The following is a 16,783-nucleotide window of genomic DNA, read 5'->3' on the forward strand; positions in this document are numbered from 1 at the left end:
CCTCTGGAACCACTGGATATTTTCCAAATCCTTCTGAGGTTGCTTGCTCAGAGCCATATCATGGACCATTTGAGGTATTGGGAAATCCACATGTAGTAGACGAATCAAATACTTCTTTCCGTTCGCAGATTTGTTCTGTCTTTAAGCATCCAGGTAAGAAGGATTTGTACATTGCCATAGCAGACCGATGGATATCATACCTATCGCAATCACTGCCTTATGAGAAGTCAGCGGAAATTTTTGAAAGAATATTTAATCCGGACTTTCAAAATCAGGAAATAGAGAGGGGACCTGAGTTTGTTGTAGATACGACAAAAGCGGATTATGTATGGCTGCCGTTTCGTTTTGATGGGAAACTGGCTTATCTTGATTGGAAAGACGAATGGCGTATCGAAGATTATGAATAAAGGATGGGTTTCTCATGGGAACCAAAAGCAAACAGACCTTAAAGGTCTGTTTTTGTTTTTTTAATCGGAGGAAAACAAATTATATTTGTGAGGAAAATGTTAATAAAACAAAAATAACCAAAAATATAATCTTTATTTGTGTTGATTTGTGTTGGTTATGGAGTTATGATGTTTATGTAAAGAAGATAAATAAACAATATAAAAGTCAATTTTTTATAAGGGAGAGAACAAACATGAGCATGACATTAAGAAATTTAATATATACAGCACCATTTATACAAGAAATGATCGAGGCAACTTCTAACCTATACCGATTAGGCTGGGATGAACGTAATGGCGGGAATATTAGTTATTTGTTAAATGAATATGAAGTTTTACCTTACTTGGATGTTGATAAAGTGGTGAGAACAGTACCAATGAATTTTGATGCTTCTACGCTAGCGGGAAGATATTTTGCTGTTACAGGTTCCGGGAAATACTTCAAAAATGTAAAAGAGGATCCGGGTTCAAACCTGGGAGTCATTCGTATTGCGGTAGATGGCCAAAGCTACGAAATTCTTTGGGGCCTTGAAGATGGTGGAGTAGCAACAAGCGAACTTCCAACACACCTAATGAATCATATGAAGCGCTTAGCAGCCGATAAAAACCATCGCGTGATCATGCACTGCCATACAACTAATTTGATTGCCATGACATTTACACATAGTTTGAAGGAAGAAGAATTCACGAAAACCCTTTGGGAAATGTGTACAGAATGTATCGTTGTTTTCCCTGAAGGGGTTGGCGTGATTCCATGGATCGTTCCAGGGACGAATGAAATTGGCGAAGCAACAGCAGAAAAAATGGAACATGTCCGCCTTGTCCTTTGGCCACATCATGGGATTTTCGGAGCAGGGACAACAATGGATGAAACATTTGGACTAATTGAAACAGCTGAAAAAGCAGCTCAGGTTTATACCCTTGTTTGTGCCCAAGGTGGTAAAAAACAAACGATTACTGACCAGCAACTTCAGGATCTTGCGGACGCTTTCAAGGTTGTTCCTAGAGCAGGAATTCTAAATTTATAAGAGTTTAATTCATTTATCCAGATTTACTATTGGGGGCGGAATCGTCCCTTAATTTTAAAAATAAATTTGTGAAATACTGAACATAAAAGAGGAGGAATCATTGTGAGTGTAGATTACGTACCAAGTACAGAGGTAGATCTAGAAAAGCTTGCTGTTAATTCTTTAAATGATGCTTGTGCACCAGGAAACCCATTCCAGCCTATAAAAGAAGAAGTTATTGCAATGTTTAAGGAGATTCTCTAATTTCAAGTAATAACAAGACCATAAAAACTATTTTAATATATGATATAATGTTAAGAGGCCAAGCTGTTTTCTAGGGCCTCTTCTTATATTTATTTGCTCTTTTGTGAGGTGTTGGTGTTGAACACAAATATTTACTTAAGATTATCGATATGCTTTTTATTAGTGATATTTGTAAGCGGTTGCGCTTTGAATTCTACAAATTCAGAGAAATATCAAATTATATATAACGGCGAACAAAAGAAAGAGCAAAAAAACCAAAATAAAGGCAATGAAGATTACACGATTGCGATTATTCCTAAAGTGAGTGGGATTCCATATTTTAATGCGGTGGAAGAAGGTGCATTGGAGGCTGGGAAGGACTTAAACCTTAATGTTCTATTCACAGGTCCGCCGATAGCCGATTGGAAGCAACAGCGAAATATTATTGAGGATTTCATTCAGAGAGACGTTGATCTCATGGCCGTTTCTGCAAATGATCCAGATAGATTAGGTCCTGTGTTACAAAAGGCGAGAGAAAAAGGAATTAGAGTGATCACATGGGATTCTGATACGGATGTAAAATACAGAGAACTGTTTATTAATATGGTTGACCCTGAAAATCTTGGCCGCCACTTAGTGGACAATTTGGCTTCCAAGATGGGTGAAAAAGGCGAGTATGCAATCTTGACCGGTTCTCATGTTGCGGCCAATTTATCTGAATGGATGAACTATATCATTAGGCAGCAAGAGGAAGTCTATCCTGAAATGACTTTAGTAGAAGTAGTTGATACGGAAGATAATCCCCAAAAATCATATTTGGGCGCTGAAAAGCTATTAAAAAACTATCCTAATTTGAAAGGGATATTAGGCAGTTCATCTGTTGGGCCCCCTGCAGCTGCACAGGCAGTTCAAGATGCTGGAAAGATTGGTAAGGTTACTGTAACAGGACTCTCTACCCCGAATTTAATGCGGACCTATTTAAAAGATGGTTCAGCCCAAATGATAACGTTATGGAGCCCTAAAAAGCTAGGCTATTTAACTGTTAGCTTAGCTAAAGAATTATTAAATGGTGACAAGCTAAAGGACGGGCAGCATATCGGAAAAGTTGGCAATATCAAAATTAAAGGTGACACTGTGATTATGGGACTGCCAATTGATTTTACAAGGGAGAATATTGATCAATATGATTTCTAAGCTTCTTGAAAAATTACAATTAAAAAACTCCCGGTTATCAACGAAACTAATTATTACCTATATTTTATTAACGGTTATTCCAATGGGTTTATTAGGGGTACTCGGTTATTATGAATATACGAAATCGATTGAAGAAAAAGTAGGAGAATATATTCCTAAACTACTAAAGCAAGCGAATAATAATATTGAAAACAGTCTCGGTGAATTAGAAAGACTGCCGGAATTAATTTATAGCTCAAGTGATGTTATGTCGGTCTTAAGGGATAGCAGCTTTAAGAATCAGTCACAATTACATCAGGATCAATTTATTGTGGAAAGTTTCTTAACGAATACTTATCTTGATAATAGTTCCGAAATATTAGGTGCGTACCTATTATCCAAAAATCGTTCCTTTGTCAGTACAAGGATCCCCTATGAGGGATTTAATCTTCAAAATCTAACTCTGCCTTATGGTGAAGAACATGCACTAGGGGAGAAAGTTGAACTTATGCTGCCGAAACAAACAAGTTTGAATTTTGAAGGAAATCCTCCTTATATATTACTAATGAAACAAATAACAGATTTTGATAATAGAAAGTCGCTTGGTACCCTCTTTTTAGCTGTTAAACTATCCTTTATTGAAAATGTTTTAGCTGATTTAGAAAAAGAGAAAAATACAACGATGTGGGTGATGGATGAGAATGGACAGGTTATTTTTCACACAGATTCCTCTAAAATTGGCTCTGTTTTCAGTGAGCTAAATGACTATCCGCTGATTAATGGAAGTTTTCAGACAGGAATAGGTAAGGATAAAACGCTCATTAGCGTGAACAAATCCGCTCGCCACAAATGGATATTAGTTCATAGTATTCCATTAAAATACCTGACGATCGGTACTGATATAGTCAGAAAGGTAACCGTTTTTGCCTTTTTTGCGCTAGTCATCATAACGGCGGTGATTTCGGTCTTTCTAGCTTGGTCCGTCACAAAGCCGATTAAAAAGCTCGGGTCCATAATGCAGGAGGTAGAACAGGGAAACCTAAGCGTATCCATCCCAATCCAGTCTAAAGATGAGGTGGGTGTCCTGGCACAGAGTTTTGACTCGATGCTGAAGGAAATCAGGGAGTTAATTCAGAAAAACTATTCGATTGAAATTCGCCAAAAAAACGCTGAACTATATGCACTGCAATCGCAAATTAACCCGCACTTTATGTACAATACACTGCAGACAATCAGTATGGCGGTTGAAGATGGAGAATCCGAAACGGTTGTTGAAATGGTCACTCTCCTTGGACGTATGCTTCGTTATTCACTAAGCAATAAAGAACGGCTCGTTCAAATTGCTCAAGAAATGGATCACATTGAGGAATTTTTAAAAATCCAGAAATTCAGGTTCGAAGATAGAATCACATTTGAAATTCAAACGGAACTGGATTCAGGAGCCTATTTTACTCCTAAATTTATTTTACAACCGCTTGTTGAGAATTCTATAAAATATGGATTGGAGAAACGGAAAGGATTAAGTATCCAAATCATAGTGGAAGAAATTATTAATGAGCATGGGACAAAAGATATTTTATTTACTGTCGGCGATAATGGTCCAGGCATTAGCGAGGAGAAGTTGGCAGAACTAAATGGTAAATTGCAATCAGATCCAATGGGAAAAAGAGATTCCGGTTTTGGTATTTTGAATGTTCACGCCCGGGTGATGATGATGTTTGGAAATCAATACGAATTAATAGTTAAGAGTTCCATAGAAAAAGGAACAGAGATTACCATACAAATTCCAGCAATTTTAAAGGACGACGTAACAAACTACTCTGCGCCTCAAGGGGATGGTGATGGGAAATGACACAAATTAGAACGGTAATTGTCGATGATGAGGGAAGAATTCGAAGAGGAATTGAACGAATGGTTCGCTCGTTAGGTGATGAATGGGAAATCGTCGGAACCTTTTCTGATGGATTAGAAGTTTATGAAGCCGTTTTAAACCAATCTATTTCTTTCGACCTACTTATTTCGGATATTAGAATGCCGGAAATGGATGGATTAACCTTAAATAAAAAACTTAAAAGCCATCTAACGTGCCTAACCATTTTTATAAGCGGATATGATGATTTTGAATATTTGCAATCTGCCCTACGAGACGGAGCCGTAAATTATATCCTGAAGCCAATTGACAAGGAACAATTTCAATTACAAATGGATGAAGTTAAACTAAAGATTCAAAAGGTGCACGCGGAAAAGTACGAATGGCTTACTATGCAGGAAAAAGCATCTCAAGTGGAATATACAAAGCAGCTTCAGCTTTTAAGTGAAATGACCTGGAAGGAAGAAAAAGATATTGCTTATCTCGATTGGACCCAGCAATTTCCAAGCGGCTGTTATCAATTGATTCATATTAGTGTTGATCAGGTTTTTTCACAAACGAAAGAATTCTCACCAGAAGATTGGAATAAGTGGTCTCAAGAAATCGAAAATATATTAGCAGAAAAAGTGGTCGTGCCTATTAGAGGTCATCAAATCTTTAGTTGGTGGTGGCGAGGCAGTAAGTTCAGCTATTGGATATTACTACACATCGAAGATAAAGACAATAATCATGATTTTTCATTGGTTTTCCGACAGTTGGCAGAAGAACTAAGAATCTCTATTCACAAAGCTACACCTTTTACGGCATCTGTTGCCCTTGGATATGTATTTAATGATCTTGCTCTTTTTAGTAATATGAAATCACAGTTGCTTACTCTGCTTCAGTTTCGAATCATTCAAGGAGGAAATCGAGTTTTTCAGGCTGATTTGTTTAAAGTCATTAAAGCTCAGAAATCAAAAGGGATATCGTCTTCTATCCCAAATTATTTTTAATCCACACTTTTGCAATCTGAATAGGATTCTGCTGCTCCTTGTTCAAACCAGCCATTTTCTCCATTACATGTAGAATCCACAATTTAACCCTATCCTTCAATTGAATGAAGTTTGAGGCATGCTTTGTGATATTTAAGGCATCTGTTAGTAAATCCGGATCCTCACTATAGCCATCATTTTCAATCCAATGATTAGCGATTCCGATTAATAAGTAATGAACCGCTTCATTAATCATAACAGGCGATGATAAGGCTTCTACCTCACGAAAAAATCCTTGTAACGCCTGAAGTAACTCATCCTTTTTCCCTTGTGTAAAAAAGAGTATTACTTGTTCTGTATACTTTAGGACAGTGGCTGGGTCAGACACCTTCCCAATTCAGGGATCAATACTTTAAATCGTCAGCAAATAATATGAATCCCAACTACTTTTGTGATTATTCAGAAAATTGAAAGGGATTCCAAAAAAACCTGCTGAGCAATTTTTTTTATTGTAATATTGTCTGTCAAGGAGTGTAATTTATCCTTGGCTTTTATTGTTTATTTTAAAACTCAAACTGGAGAGACCATTTTAGATTATTGTCACAGCCGCAAGACTTGAAAAAGCTAAGGAATTATTAGAGAAAACAGATTTAAAAATTTACGATATTTCCTTATCAGTCGGCTATCAAGATACGAAATATTTAAGTAAGCGTTTTACAAGAGTATAGTTTAGCTATAAGGAAATTAAATTCTAGAAAGGAAAATCAAAATGAGAGTATCATGTTTGTCAATCCTGATAGTTATGATGAATATAATCGCCGCCATGATGAAATATGGCCGGAGATGGCCGCAGAATTAAAGGCACACGGAGCACACAATTATTCTATTTTTCTTGATAAAGAGACTGGTAGATTGTTTGCCTATTTAGAAATCGAAGATGAAAAGAAATGGGAGCAAATGTCGCAAACAGAAATCTGTAAAAGATGGTGGGCATATATGGAGCCAATAATGGAGACGAATGCCGATAATAGCCCTGTTTCAATTAATTTAGATGAAGTCTTTTATTTAGAATAATTGCTTTCGTTATTTCAACTTTAGAAATAATAACAAAAATGAAACCGTTTGCTTTTTTTTGGGTAATAAACAAATGATTAGGAGGTATTACAATGGCTAAGATTGGTTCCAAAAAAACGACTGGCTGGAAAGCTACCATTTCTGTTGCAATGGCCAACTATATTGAAGCTGGATCAATTATCGCGGCAGCAAGTAGTTTAACCATGTGGCAGGCATATCTTCATTTGGATAATATGGCGGTGGGGCTGTTAAGTGCAGTGAGTGCTAATGCATTTGGAGCGGCAGTGGGAGCTTTGTTTGGTGGATATTTATGTGACAAATATGGTCGGAAATTTATTTACACCTATGACTTGTTGGCTTATATGCTTGGGGTATTATTGATTGCCGTTTCTGTTAACTTCCCAATGCTATTAGTCGGAACAATAATTACAGGGATTGCAGTAGGTGCCGGGGTACCAGCCTCATGGACATACATTGCAGAAGAAGCACCAGCCGATAAGAGGGCTGCACATGTTGGAACTGCACAGTTAGCATGGTCAACGGGTCCAGCAATTACATTTTTACTTGCCGTTTTGCTTACACCACTAGGTTTGTTAGGAAGCAGAATTATTTTTATCCACTTATTAATCATTGCATTTATTACTTGGTACATCCGACAAGGTTTATCTGAATCAGCTATTTGGAAAGAAGGAAAAGAACGAGAAGCTAAAGAAGGCAACAGCAACAATAAAGGTGTACTCAAAGAATTACTAAGCCTGAAACCAAATCGAGCAGCATTATTTCTATTAATTGGAATTTATTTGTTCTGGAATTTAACTGCAGGTGCTATGGGATATTTCATGCCATATATTTATCAAAATGTTGGGGGATTATCTGGTACTCAAGCGAATTTACTTCAAGTTCTCCTATGGAGTTTAACCGTTGCAACCACTTATTTTGTATTCATGAAACTTGGGGACAAATTTAGTAGACGTGCCTTGTTTGGAATAGGAGCAGTGATGGGTATTGCAGCATGGTTAATTCTAACATTTACTGGAATGAACTGGTTCTCACTCTTTGCTTTTGTTCTACTTTGGGGAAGTGCTGCCGGCTTTGGTGCCCAAGCATTCTATGGTTTGTGGGCAAGCGAACTATTCCCAACAAGATACCGTGCTGGTGCCCAAGGAATTATGTATTTCTTAGTAAGATTAGGGATCGCGATTTGGTCATTTATTTTACCAACAGTTATGGATAAATTAGGATTTAAAACAGCAGGCATTGTGATGCTTGTATTCTTAGCCATTCATTGTGTGATCGGTATTCTTCTTGCCCCAAATACAAATGGAAAAACATTGCAACAAATTGAAGAAGATCGGTTTGGTACTTCAAAAGAATTAAAAAGAAAAGCTATTTAAAAGAATAGAGTTGGAATTAACCTGGGATTAATAAACATAGCCCAGGTTTTTTCTTTAGGCAGGTATTTGAAGTATGATATGATTTGACTAAGAAACCATCTATGAAACAGGTGAATCACATGAGCCAGGAACTTCTAAGTGAACTTTTACAGATTACAGATGAAGAGAAAACCATTCTTGAACAACGTACGAACGTAAGCAAGGAACTTTATACTAGTAATACAAACTTTATTATTGAAAGCGAAAAATTCCTAAGCAAAGATAAGATGATTATGGTTCGTAAGCACACAAGATTTGTAAATTTCCCTTTACATAAACACGATTATATTGAAGTCAATTTTGTCTATACCGGGGAATTGAATCAAACTGTGGGCGGCAGGCAATTAACCTTGAAAAAAGGAGAACTTCTCTTATTAAATCAACATATTGAACATGAGATCAAGGCCTGTGCCAAAGAAGACATTGTCATTAATTTTATCATTCGTCCTTCTTTCTTCGACTTTATTTTTTCCTTTTTAAGTTCCGAAAATATAATTAGTGATTTTCTACTTAATAGCTTATATAACAACACGCAGAACGGTCAATTCCTTTATTTTAAAGTGGCTGATGTACCTGCTATTCAGGATATGATTGGAAAAATGATTGAGGAAATCATGCATCCTTCTGCTTTCTCAGAGTCAACCATTAAACTGTATATGGGGCTTTTCTTGATTGAACTCCTTAAGAATTCCGATAAGGTAGAGAGAAAAGAAGAGGCATCTATCAATCATTATTTGGTAGTAGAGTCCCTAAAGTATATTGAAGATCGATTTAAGGATGCCTCGTTAAATGAATTAGCCATTCGATTGAAACAATCTCACTATGGATTAAGTAAAACAATAAAAAAGGCCACATCCCACACATTCAAAGAACTTTTGCAAGAAAGGCGACTGGTTAAAGCGAAAGAATTACTAGAAGGAACCGACATGGCAATTGCTTCTATAGTGGAGCAAGTGGGCTATGATAATATTAGCTATTTTTATCGGATTTTTAAAAAGAAGTATGGGCAGACGCCAAAGGAATTTAGAGAAAATAACCCAAAAGGCTTTGATTTATAGAGACAAATAAATTGAAGCGATTTATTCTGGAGGGTTCCTGTCATTATGTAATGGAAGATAAGGAACTTGAAGATTTTGAAAACGACGATCACGACTACCATCACCATGATGAAAGCAGCGACTAGCGTAGGAATAGCATATTAGACCGTTTTTTGTTCTAAAGAGTGGTCTTTTCGTGACATATTATTTTTTTGTATACGTAAGAACATTTGTTCGTGTTTAATATATACGGAGGAGTTCGACCAGCAATAAATAACCAAGTTTGTTTTTCTAAATGAAAAGGAATGAAAGGATTATATAATAGAAGAACCTAATAATAGTGGACAATTTTCTTATTTTAAATAATACATTATAGTGGCAAATAAGGAGATTATAGGTAGTGACCTGTAAAAATACAAATTAGGAATGAAGTAGTTTTAACTTTATGCAATATTAGAATTTTTAGCGGAACTCCTTCAATTTGTAAATCATTGGAATTGCTCGTGATGCCCTCCAGATACTATAAAATGAATCCTCCTTTTACGAGGAAGAGAAGATCAACAGGCGTTAATCAAACGATTGCGGGGTAGAAGGATAATGCGTATGGAAGAAAGGAGTGTAATGGTATGAAACGTCAACTCATTTTAGAAGATGGTACTGTATTTGTTGGAAAAGGATTTGGCAGTGAAAAGGAATTGATAGGTGAAGTTGTATTTAACACAGGGATGACCGGCTATCAGGAAATTTTGTCGGATCCTTCTTATTGCAGTCAAATTGTTACATTGACTTACCCACTTATTGGTAACTATGGAATTAATCGTGATGATTTTGAATCGATTGAACCAACAATTAATGGTTTGATTGTAAAAGAATTTTGCGAAATACCGTCAAATTTCCGTAGTCAATTTCCACTTGATAAATATTTAAAAGACAAAGATATTCCAGGTTTAGCGGGAATTGATACAAGGAAGCTTACAAGAAAAATCCGCGAGCATGGGATTCTAAAAGGAAGAATCTGCAGCATGGATGTTATTGTTGAAGAAGTAGTGGCAGATTTAATGAAAGCAGAATGGACGAGAGATCAGGTGAAACAAGTATCAACAAAACGTTCCTATCCGAGTCCTGGAAGAGGTTTTAAAGTCGTGCTAGTCGACTACGGAATGAAGCACGGTATTTTACGGGAGTTAACGCTGCGCAACTGTGATGTTATAGTCGTTCCGTATGATACAACGGCAGAAAAAATATTTAATCTAAATCCGGATGGCATCATGTTAAGTAATGGGCCTGGGGATCCGAAAGAAATAACAGAAGGAATTGAAATGATTAAAGGTGTGCTTGGGAAAATACCATTGTTCGGCATTTGCTTAGGTCATCAATTGGTCGCACTTGCATGCGGAGCAGATACAGAAAGATTGAAGTTTGGCCACCGCGGTTCAAACCATCCTGTTAAAAATTTAGAAACAAATCGCGTTGAAATTACCTCGCAAAACCATGGGTATACAGTTTGTATGGATTCTTTAGAAGGAACTGATTTATCAGTAACACATATTGCATTAAATGACGGGACAGTTGAGGGGTTAAAGCATGACAAGTATCCAGCTTTTACTGTCCAATACCATCCTGAGGCATCCCCGGGACCAGAAGACGCAAACTATTTATTTGACCGTTTCATTGAATTAATGGAAGCAAGGAAGAAGGTAGGGACGAACGATGACAAAACGCTTAGACATTGAAACAATTTTAGTAATTGGATCAGGACCAATTGTTATTGGACAAGCGGCAGAGTTTGATTATGCGGGCACGCAGGCATGTATCGCATTAAAGGAAGAAGGGTACAAAGTCATTCTTGTTAACTCAAACCCAGCGACAATTATGACCGATACGGAAATGGCAGATAAAGTATACATTGAGCCGTTAACTGTTGAGTTCGTAAGCTCCATCATATATAAAGAACGTCCGGATGCCATTTTACCGACACTAGGTGGACAAACAGGGTTAAATCTTACCGTAGAACTTGCCAAATCAGGTATTTTAGAAGAGCTGGGCGTTGAAATTTTAGGAACAAAATTAAGCGCGATTGAACAAGCAGAAGACCGAGATTTGTTCCGTTCATTAATGAACGAACTGAATGAACCAGTTCCGGACAGTGAAATTATTCATACGGTTGAAGAGGTATTTGCATTCGTGGAACAAGTCGGCTATCCTGTTATTGTTCGTCCGGCCTATACACTTGGAGGAACGGGCGGCGGTATTTGCCACAATAAAGAGGAATTAATTGAAACTGTAACGAACGGCTTAAAATACAGTCCTGTTACCCAATGCCTGCTCGAGAAAAGTATTGCCGGGTTTAAAGAAATAGAGTACGAAGTAATGCGTGACAGCAACGACAATGCTATTGTTGTGTGCAACATGGAAAACATCGATCCTGTTGGTGTCCATACGGGTGATTCAATTGTTGTAGCACCAAGTCAAACTTTAAGCGACCGTGAGTATCAATTATTGCGTAATGCATCTTTAAGGATTATTCGTGCACTGAAGATTGAGGGTGGATGCAATGTTCAGCTTGCTTTAGATCCCTTGAGCTTCCAATACTATGTCATTGAGGTAAACCCGCGTGTCAGCCGCTCATCCGCACTAGCATCAAAAGCAACAGGGTACCCAATTGCGAAACTTTCGGCGAAAATTGCAGTAGGTTTGACGTTAGATGAAATGATGAATCCTGTAACAGAAAGAACATATGCATCGTTTGAACCTGCCCTAGATTATGTGGTAACTAAAATTCCGCGCTGGCCATTTGATAAATTCGAATCGGCCAATCGTAAGCTTGGTACACAAATGAAAGCGACAGGTGAAGTAATGGCAATTGGACGTACTCTCGAAGAGTCATTATTAAAAGCGGTTCGTTCACTTGAATTAAAAGTATATCATCTAAATTTAAAAGATGCCGATCAAATCAATGACGAATTGATTGAAAAACGTATTCGTGTTGCGGGTGACGAGCGCTTATTCTACATAGGTGAAGCACTCAGAAGAGGTATAACGATTGAACAAATTCATGAGTGGAGCAAAATTGATATTTTCTTTCTTGCGAAGTTTGACAATATAGTCAAGTTTGAGAAGGTTATGGAAGAAAACAAAGGCGATAGAGAGGTTTTGCTTGAAGCAAAGAAAATCGGTTTCTCAGATAAAACTATAGCAAAACTATGGGGTATGACAGAACGTAAAGTTTATGAATATCGGAAAGAGAATGGAATTATCCCTGTATATAAAATGGTGGATACATGTGCAGCTGAATTTGAATCTGAAACGCCTTATTTTTACGGTACGTATGAAGATGAAAACGAATCAGCTGTGACTGAAAAGAAGAGTGTGATCGTACTTGGATCCGGACCAATTCGTATCGGACAAGGAGTGGAGTTCGACTATGCAACGGTTCACTCTGTCTGGGCTATTCGCGAAGCCGGTTACGAGGCAATTATTATTAATAATAACCCCGAAACTGTTTCAACCGATTTTAGTATTTCAGACAAGCTGTATTTTGAGCCATTAACTATCGAGGATGTTATGCATATTATTGATTTAGAAAAACCACTTGGTGTTGTTGTACAATTTGGCGGACAAACAGGGATTAACTTGGCTGGAGAATTGGCAAGCCGAGGTGTGAGAATTTTAGGAACATCACTTGAGTGTCTTGAGGCAGCAGAAGACCGTGAAAAGTTCGAAAAAACATTGGCATCTCTGGATATTCCGCAGCCTTTAGGGAAAACAGCAAAGTCTGTAGAAGAAGCGGTTAAAATTGCAGAGACAATTGGCTTCCCTGTACTTATTCGGCCTTCTTATGTACTAGGCGGAAGGGCAATGGAAATTGTATATCAAACAGAGGAATTACTTCATTACATGAAAAATGCGGTCCAAGTACATGAGGATCAGCCGGTATTGATTGACCGTTATTTAACAGGCCAGGAAATGGAAGTAGATGCTATCTCTGATGGGGAGAATGTATTCATTCCAGGTATTATGGAACATATTGAGCGTGCAGGTGTCCATTCAGGTGACTCGATCGGTGTGTATCCACCACAAAGCCTATCAGAAGAAACAAAGGCGACAATTATTGACTATACAACAAGAATTGCAAAAGGTTTTCAAATAGTAGGTTTACTTAATATTCAGTTCGTCTTATCAAAAGGTAAAGTGTATGTATTGGAAGTTAATCCGCGCGCGAGCCGTACAGTGCCATTCCTAAGCAAAATTACACGTGTTCCAATGGCAAATCTTGCTACCAAAATAATGTTAGGAAAAACGTTATCGGAGCTTGGCTATGAATCAGGCATTCATCCCGAAGAGAACAATGTTTATGTGAAAGTCCCTGTATTCTCATTTGCAAAGCTAAGAAAAGTAGATATAACACTTGGACCCGAAATGAAATCAACCGGGGAAGTTATGGGACAAGATACAACATTGGAAAAAGCACTGTATAAAGGATTTATTGCTTCCGGTACTTCAATCAAGCCCCACGGGTATGTATTGTTCACAGTTGCGGACAAAGATAAGGCGGAAGCTGCTGAACTGGCTAAACGTTTCTACAACATTGGGTATCGAATCCTGGCAACAGCAGGGACTGCTGCTGCATTTAAGCAAGATGGGATTCCTGTAAATGTTGTAAATAAAATCGAATCCGAAGAGGAGAACTTGTTAGAGGTAATTCGTAATGGTAAAGCACAGCTTGTGGTCAATACACTAACAAAGGGAAAACAGCCTGCACGTGACGGATTTAAAATTCGCCGTGAAGCAGTTGAAAATGGTATTCCATGTTTAACCTCTCTTGATACAGTAGTTGCAATCTTTCGTGTACTTGAAACCATTCGTTTCCAAACAACACCAATGCGAAGTAAATAACAGCTAGCTTGGTTTTATGATGAAGCTAAGACCAATACACAATTGATTACATTTTTTAACTCTAGGACAAAGTTGCTCTAATAATCAGAGTATTACTTGATTTATTTCAGGTCAAATTCAAAAAGTTATTGGTAGGATAGGGAGGGATAAATATGAATAAGTCGGAAGCTGTTACTAAAAAGGAACAGAAACAAGATAACATTAAAAAATACAGTGAAGTCAACGAATTCAACCATGAAAGCAATCAAGTTGCCAAAGCGCAAAAACAAATGTCTTCACAAGAGACAACTGGAGTATTAGATCAGGAATAGTTCCGGTGCTTGGCACGCCCCGAAAAATCTTGTTTTACAGGTGTTATTTAATTATTTAGGAACTATACCAAGTAAATAGCTATCTGAACTAAGAAAAAAACACTAGTTATTATCCGAAAGCTGGATAATATCTAGTGTTTTTTTAATTTCTTAGTTTCAACGCCGGGGTCAGTCCCCCAGTGAATTAAAGCTTTAACGCACCGGGGGGACTGACCCCTTTTTTAATTTCATAGATTGTGAAAAAGTGTACTTAAACATACGAGGCAGTTTAATTGAAAAAGGACGGAAATCCTTAACTATCTTAACATTAAAAATATGTTAACTATTAAATACCTAGAAGGTATCCGCTCCCTTTGTAAAGAATTAGATTTAGATAAGAACAAATTTTTTTCAATTGGGAGTGGTTCACTATGTTAGCTTTAGCTCTACAAGGCATTGGGGGAATGAACTCATTTGCGGCTGGGGTACTCCAAACGCTTCGAAAAGAGGGGGTTAAGCCAGATTTGATTTCAGCTACCAGCGGTGCCATATTGTCAGCATATTATTTTTTGCAAAAAGACACTAATGCTATTGAAAAACATTATGTTGAGTATTTTAAATCCGAAGAAAATGGAATCCCACCTTTGTTCAAATTCATGCAATACGCATACTTGGGCGTTCCTAACAAATTTTCTCCTAATTACCTCAACATTATTGAAAGATTGTCTGACAATTGGCCTTTCTTGAGATCGGAGGAATGGATCAACTTCTGCTTCCCTAACAAAATTTACAAATCTGAATTTCCTCAACAATTTTTTGATGATATCGCCAATTGTTTTTCCACCAATGAGGAAGTGGGAATTATTATGAATGCCTATAATGTTAATAACGATCAGGCAGTTTTGTATGTGAACGAACGTGCTCGGGATACAATGGAATTAACTAAGAGGGGAAATTTTGAGGTCAAACCAATAACTCCGGATGGTGTGAGAGCATGTTTGCAGCTGCTTCAATATGGAGACTTTAAAGGGGAGTATGATGGAGCTTATCAATATAATCCGGTTTTGTCTCCGTTGGTAGTAGCCGACGAGATTATTTTGGTGACAGTAGCGCCACTAGGCAAATCTCTGGACCAAATCGATAACTTCTTTGATATCGAAGACTTTAAATTGAAGATGTTATTTAAAAATGCCCTTTATGCAGAGCTTAATGATATTTCTCGGATCAATAAACTTATTGAATACGGAAATAAGCTGGTTCGTCCAGAATCAGAAAATAAACCGTATAAAGAGTACAAATCGATTAAAGTGCAAACAATTCAGCCTACAATTCATCGTGGATTATTTGAATATTTTGTGGAAACCCGTGAATATTACGAGGATGGTGTGTCTCAAGCGAAAAAGTTTATTGATGATAGTCTAAATAAGCAGATACAGATTGAACGCGGATAAATCCCTCGTATCAATGTTTTAAAGGGTGATACTTTTGTATGGGGTAGATGTTTTTATCAGTAATTTTACTCTTTGATTATGTTTGTGAAATAGTGTACTTAAACTATCGGGTGCTTTTGTTGAAATTGGGATTGCGTCGTAGCAAGCCCAATTTTTTTATTTGTAGACACTGAGCAAATACCTTTACAATTGTAAGCGTTTGCAAATATAATGTAATTAGGTCGGATGACAATGGTGGTCATCACGGTATTCAGCGTAGGCGGAGCTGATACTAACAGGAGCTATAAGCTCTATTTTTTTTTGCGAAAAATTACTTATTTAACGGTGCTTTGTTAATTAAAAATGATGATCGTTGCAGAAGTCTTTTTGTTGTTGGACTAATGGGGCAGTTTACTTTAAGTGTACCTCTTCACAAAGTTATAGAAAAAAGCCGACCTTCCGTTTTGATATGCTCCCGATAAAGTAGACAGATGAAATAATAAAAATCTGTTTTACGTTATTGGGGGCTTTTTCTATGGCAAAAAGTGCTTTTACTGCACAAGAAAAATATGAGTTAATAGTGGCATTTGAGGACAGGCAAACCTCGATTCTAGACTTCTGTGTTCAACACAATATATCTAAACATACTATCAAAAATTGGATCTATTTATTTCAGACATATGGAATTGATGGACTTCAAGATTCAACTAGTTGGAAACGGTACTCCCAAGCGGTAAAAACAGCTGCCGTACTTGATTATCTTTCCGGAACCTATTCCCAGACTGAGATTGTACGTAAGTATGAAATTTCAAGTCGCTCAGTGTTGCGAAAGTGGATAAGCCTTTATAATGATCATAGAGAATTAAAAGAGATGCAAAGGATGAGTAACTCTATGATTAAAGGTCGGTCTACT

16 protein-coding genes are annotated in these 16,783 nt (G+C 37.3%); 15 read left to right on the forward strand and 1 reads right to left on the reverse strand.

Annotated features, from left to right (window positions below):
• Positions 1 to 77 precede the first annotated feature (77 nt).
• The 6 genes from J7E77_RS27410 to J7E77_RS27435 all read left to right on the forward strand — a co-directional run bounded on the left by J7E77_RS27410 (position 78) and on the right by J7E77_RS27435 (position 5,731).
• Positions 78 to 407 carry a hypothetical protein gene (locus J7E77_RS27410; protein ID WP_214718405.1) on the forward strand — a complete coding sequence of 110 codons (330 nt, stop codon included), beginning with the start codon at positions 78 to 80 and terminating at the stop codon, positions 405 to 407.
• Between the two features lie 239 nt (positions 408 to 646).
• Positions 647 to 1,474, forward strand: coding sequence for a rhamnulose-1-phosphate aldolase (gene rhaD / locus J7E77_RS27415; protein WP_214718429.1), 828 nt, complete (start codon positions 647 to 649; stop codon positions 1,472 to 1,474).
• Positions 1,475 to 1,576: 102 nt separating this feature from the next.
• Positions 1,577 to 1,717 (forward strand): hypothetical protein, encoded by a 141-nt coding sequence (locus tag J7E77_RS27420; RefSeq protein ID WP_483861478.1) that lies wholly within the window; start codon positions 1,577 to 1,579, stop codon positions 1,715 to 1,717.
• A gap of 186 nt (positions 1,718 to 1,903) precedes the next feature.
• A complete protein-coding gene (locus J7E77_RS27425; RefSeq protein ID WP_251027036.1) occupies positions 1,904 to 2,890 on the forward strand; it encodes an autoinducer 2 ABC transporter substrate-binding protein in 987 nt (328 codons plus the stop codon).
• Positions 2,880 to 4,721, forward strand: a complete 1,842-nt coding sequence (locus tag J7E77_RS27430) for a cache domain-containing sensor histidine kinase (protein ID WP_214718407.1) — start codon at positions 2,880 to 2,882, stop codon at positions 4,719 to 4,721. The genes J7E77_RS27425 and J7E77_RS27430 overlap by 11 nt, the downstream gene beginning before the upstream one ends.
• Complete coding sequence (locus J7E77_RS27435; protein WP_214718408.1) at positions 4,718 to 5,731, forward strand: response regulator; 1,014 nt, start codon at positions 4,718 to 4,720, stop codon at positions 5,729 to 5,731. Before J7E77_RS27430 ends, J7E77_RS27435 begins: the two co-directional genes overlap by 4 nt.
• Here the strand turns inward: J7E77_RS27435 and J7E77_RS27440 are convergent.
• The gene (locus tag J7E77_RS27440; RefSeq protein WP_214718409.1) at positions 5,712 to 6,098 is read right to left on the reverse strand and encodes a hypothetical protein; all 387 of its coding nucleotides are present in this window, start codon (positions 6,096 to 6,098) and stop codon (positions 5,712 to 5,714) included. The two genes, J7E77_RS27435 and J7E77_RS27440, sit on opposite strands and share 20 nt — an antisense overlap.
• Positions 6,099 to 6,306: 208 nt before the next feature.
• On the opposite strand from J7E77_RS27440, the gene J7E77_RS31885 reads away from it, so the two are divergent.
• From J7E77_RS31885 to J7E77_RS27480, 9 genes are all read left to right on the forward strand, one after another.
• Positions 6,307 to 6,438 (forward strand): helix-turn-helix domain-containing protein, encoded by a 132-nt coding sequence (locus J7E77_RS31885; RefSeq protein ID WP_374103015.1) that lies wholly within the window; start codon positions 6,307 to 6,309, stop codon positions 6,436 to 6,438.
• A gap of 52 nt (positions 6,439 to 6,490) precedes the next feature.
• Positions 6,491 to 6,784: an L-rhamnose mutarotase gene (gene rhaM, locus J7E77_RS27445; protein ID WP_214718412.1), complete on the forward strand. Its 294-nt coding sequence runs from the start codon at positions 6,491 to 6,493 to the stop codon at positions 6,782 to 6,784.
• A gap of 92 nt (positions 6,785 to 6,876) precedes the next feature.
• Positions 6,877 to 8,178 carry an MFS transporter gene (locus J7E77_RS27450; RefSeq protein WP_214718413.1) on the forward strand — a complete coding sequence of 434 codons (1,302 nt, stop codon included), beginning with the start codon at positions 6,877 to 6,879 and terminating at the stop codon, positions 8,176 to 8,178.
• Positions 8,179 to 8,297: 119 nt separating this feature from the next.
• Complete coding sequence (locus tag J7E77_RS27455) at positions 8,298 to 9,275, forward strand: AraC family transcriptional regulator (RefSeq protein ID WP_214718415.1); 978 nt, start codon at positions 8,298 to 8,300, stop codon at positions 9,273 to 9,275.
• Between the two features lie 605 nt (positions 9,276 to 9,880).
• Positions 9,881 to 10,987: a carbamoyl phosphate synthase small subunit gene (locus J7E77_RS27460; protein ID WP_214718417.1), complete on the forward strand. Its 1,107-nt coding sequence runs from the start codon at positions 9,881 to 9,883 to the stop codon at positions 10,985 to 10,987.
• Positions 10,965 to 14,150: a carbamoyl-phosphate synthase large subunit gene (gene carB, locus J7E77_RS27465; RefSeq protein ID WP_214718421.1), complete on the forward strand. Its 3,186-nt coding sequence runs from the start codon at positions 10,965 to 10,967 to the stop codon at positions 14,148 to 14,150. The genes J7E77_RS27460 and carB overlap by 23 nt, the downstream gene beginning before the upstream one ends.
• Positions 14,151 to 14,302: 152 nt before the next feature.
• Positions 14,303 to 14,461 carry a hypothetical protein gene (locus tag J7E77_RS27470; RefSeq protein ID WP_214718423.1) on the forward strand — a complete coding sequence of 53 codons (159 nt, stop codon included), beginning with the start codon at positions 14,303 to 14,305 and terminating at the stop codon, positions 14,459 to 14,461.
• A 410-nt stretch (positions 14,462 to 14,871) separates the two neighbouring features.
• Positions 14,872 to 15,891, forward strand: coding sequence for a patatin-like phospholipase family protein (locus J7E77_RS27475; RefSeq protein ID WP_214718425.1), 1,020 nt, complete (start codon positions 14,872 to 14,874; stop codon positions 15,889 to 15,891).
• A 514-nt stretch (positions 15,892 to 16,405) separates the two neighbouring features.
• Positions 16,406 to 16,783 (forward strand): helix-turn-helix domain-containing protein (locus J7E77_RS27480; protein ID WP_214718427.1); only part of this gene is annotated, 378 nt, incomplete at its 3' end.

The sequence above is a fragment of the Bacillus sp. ISL-77 genome, from assembly GCF_018613105.1.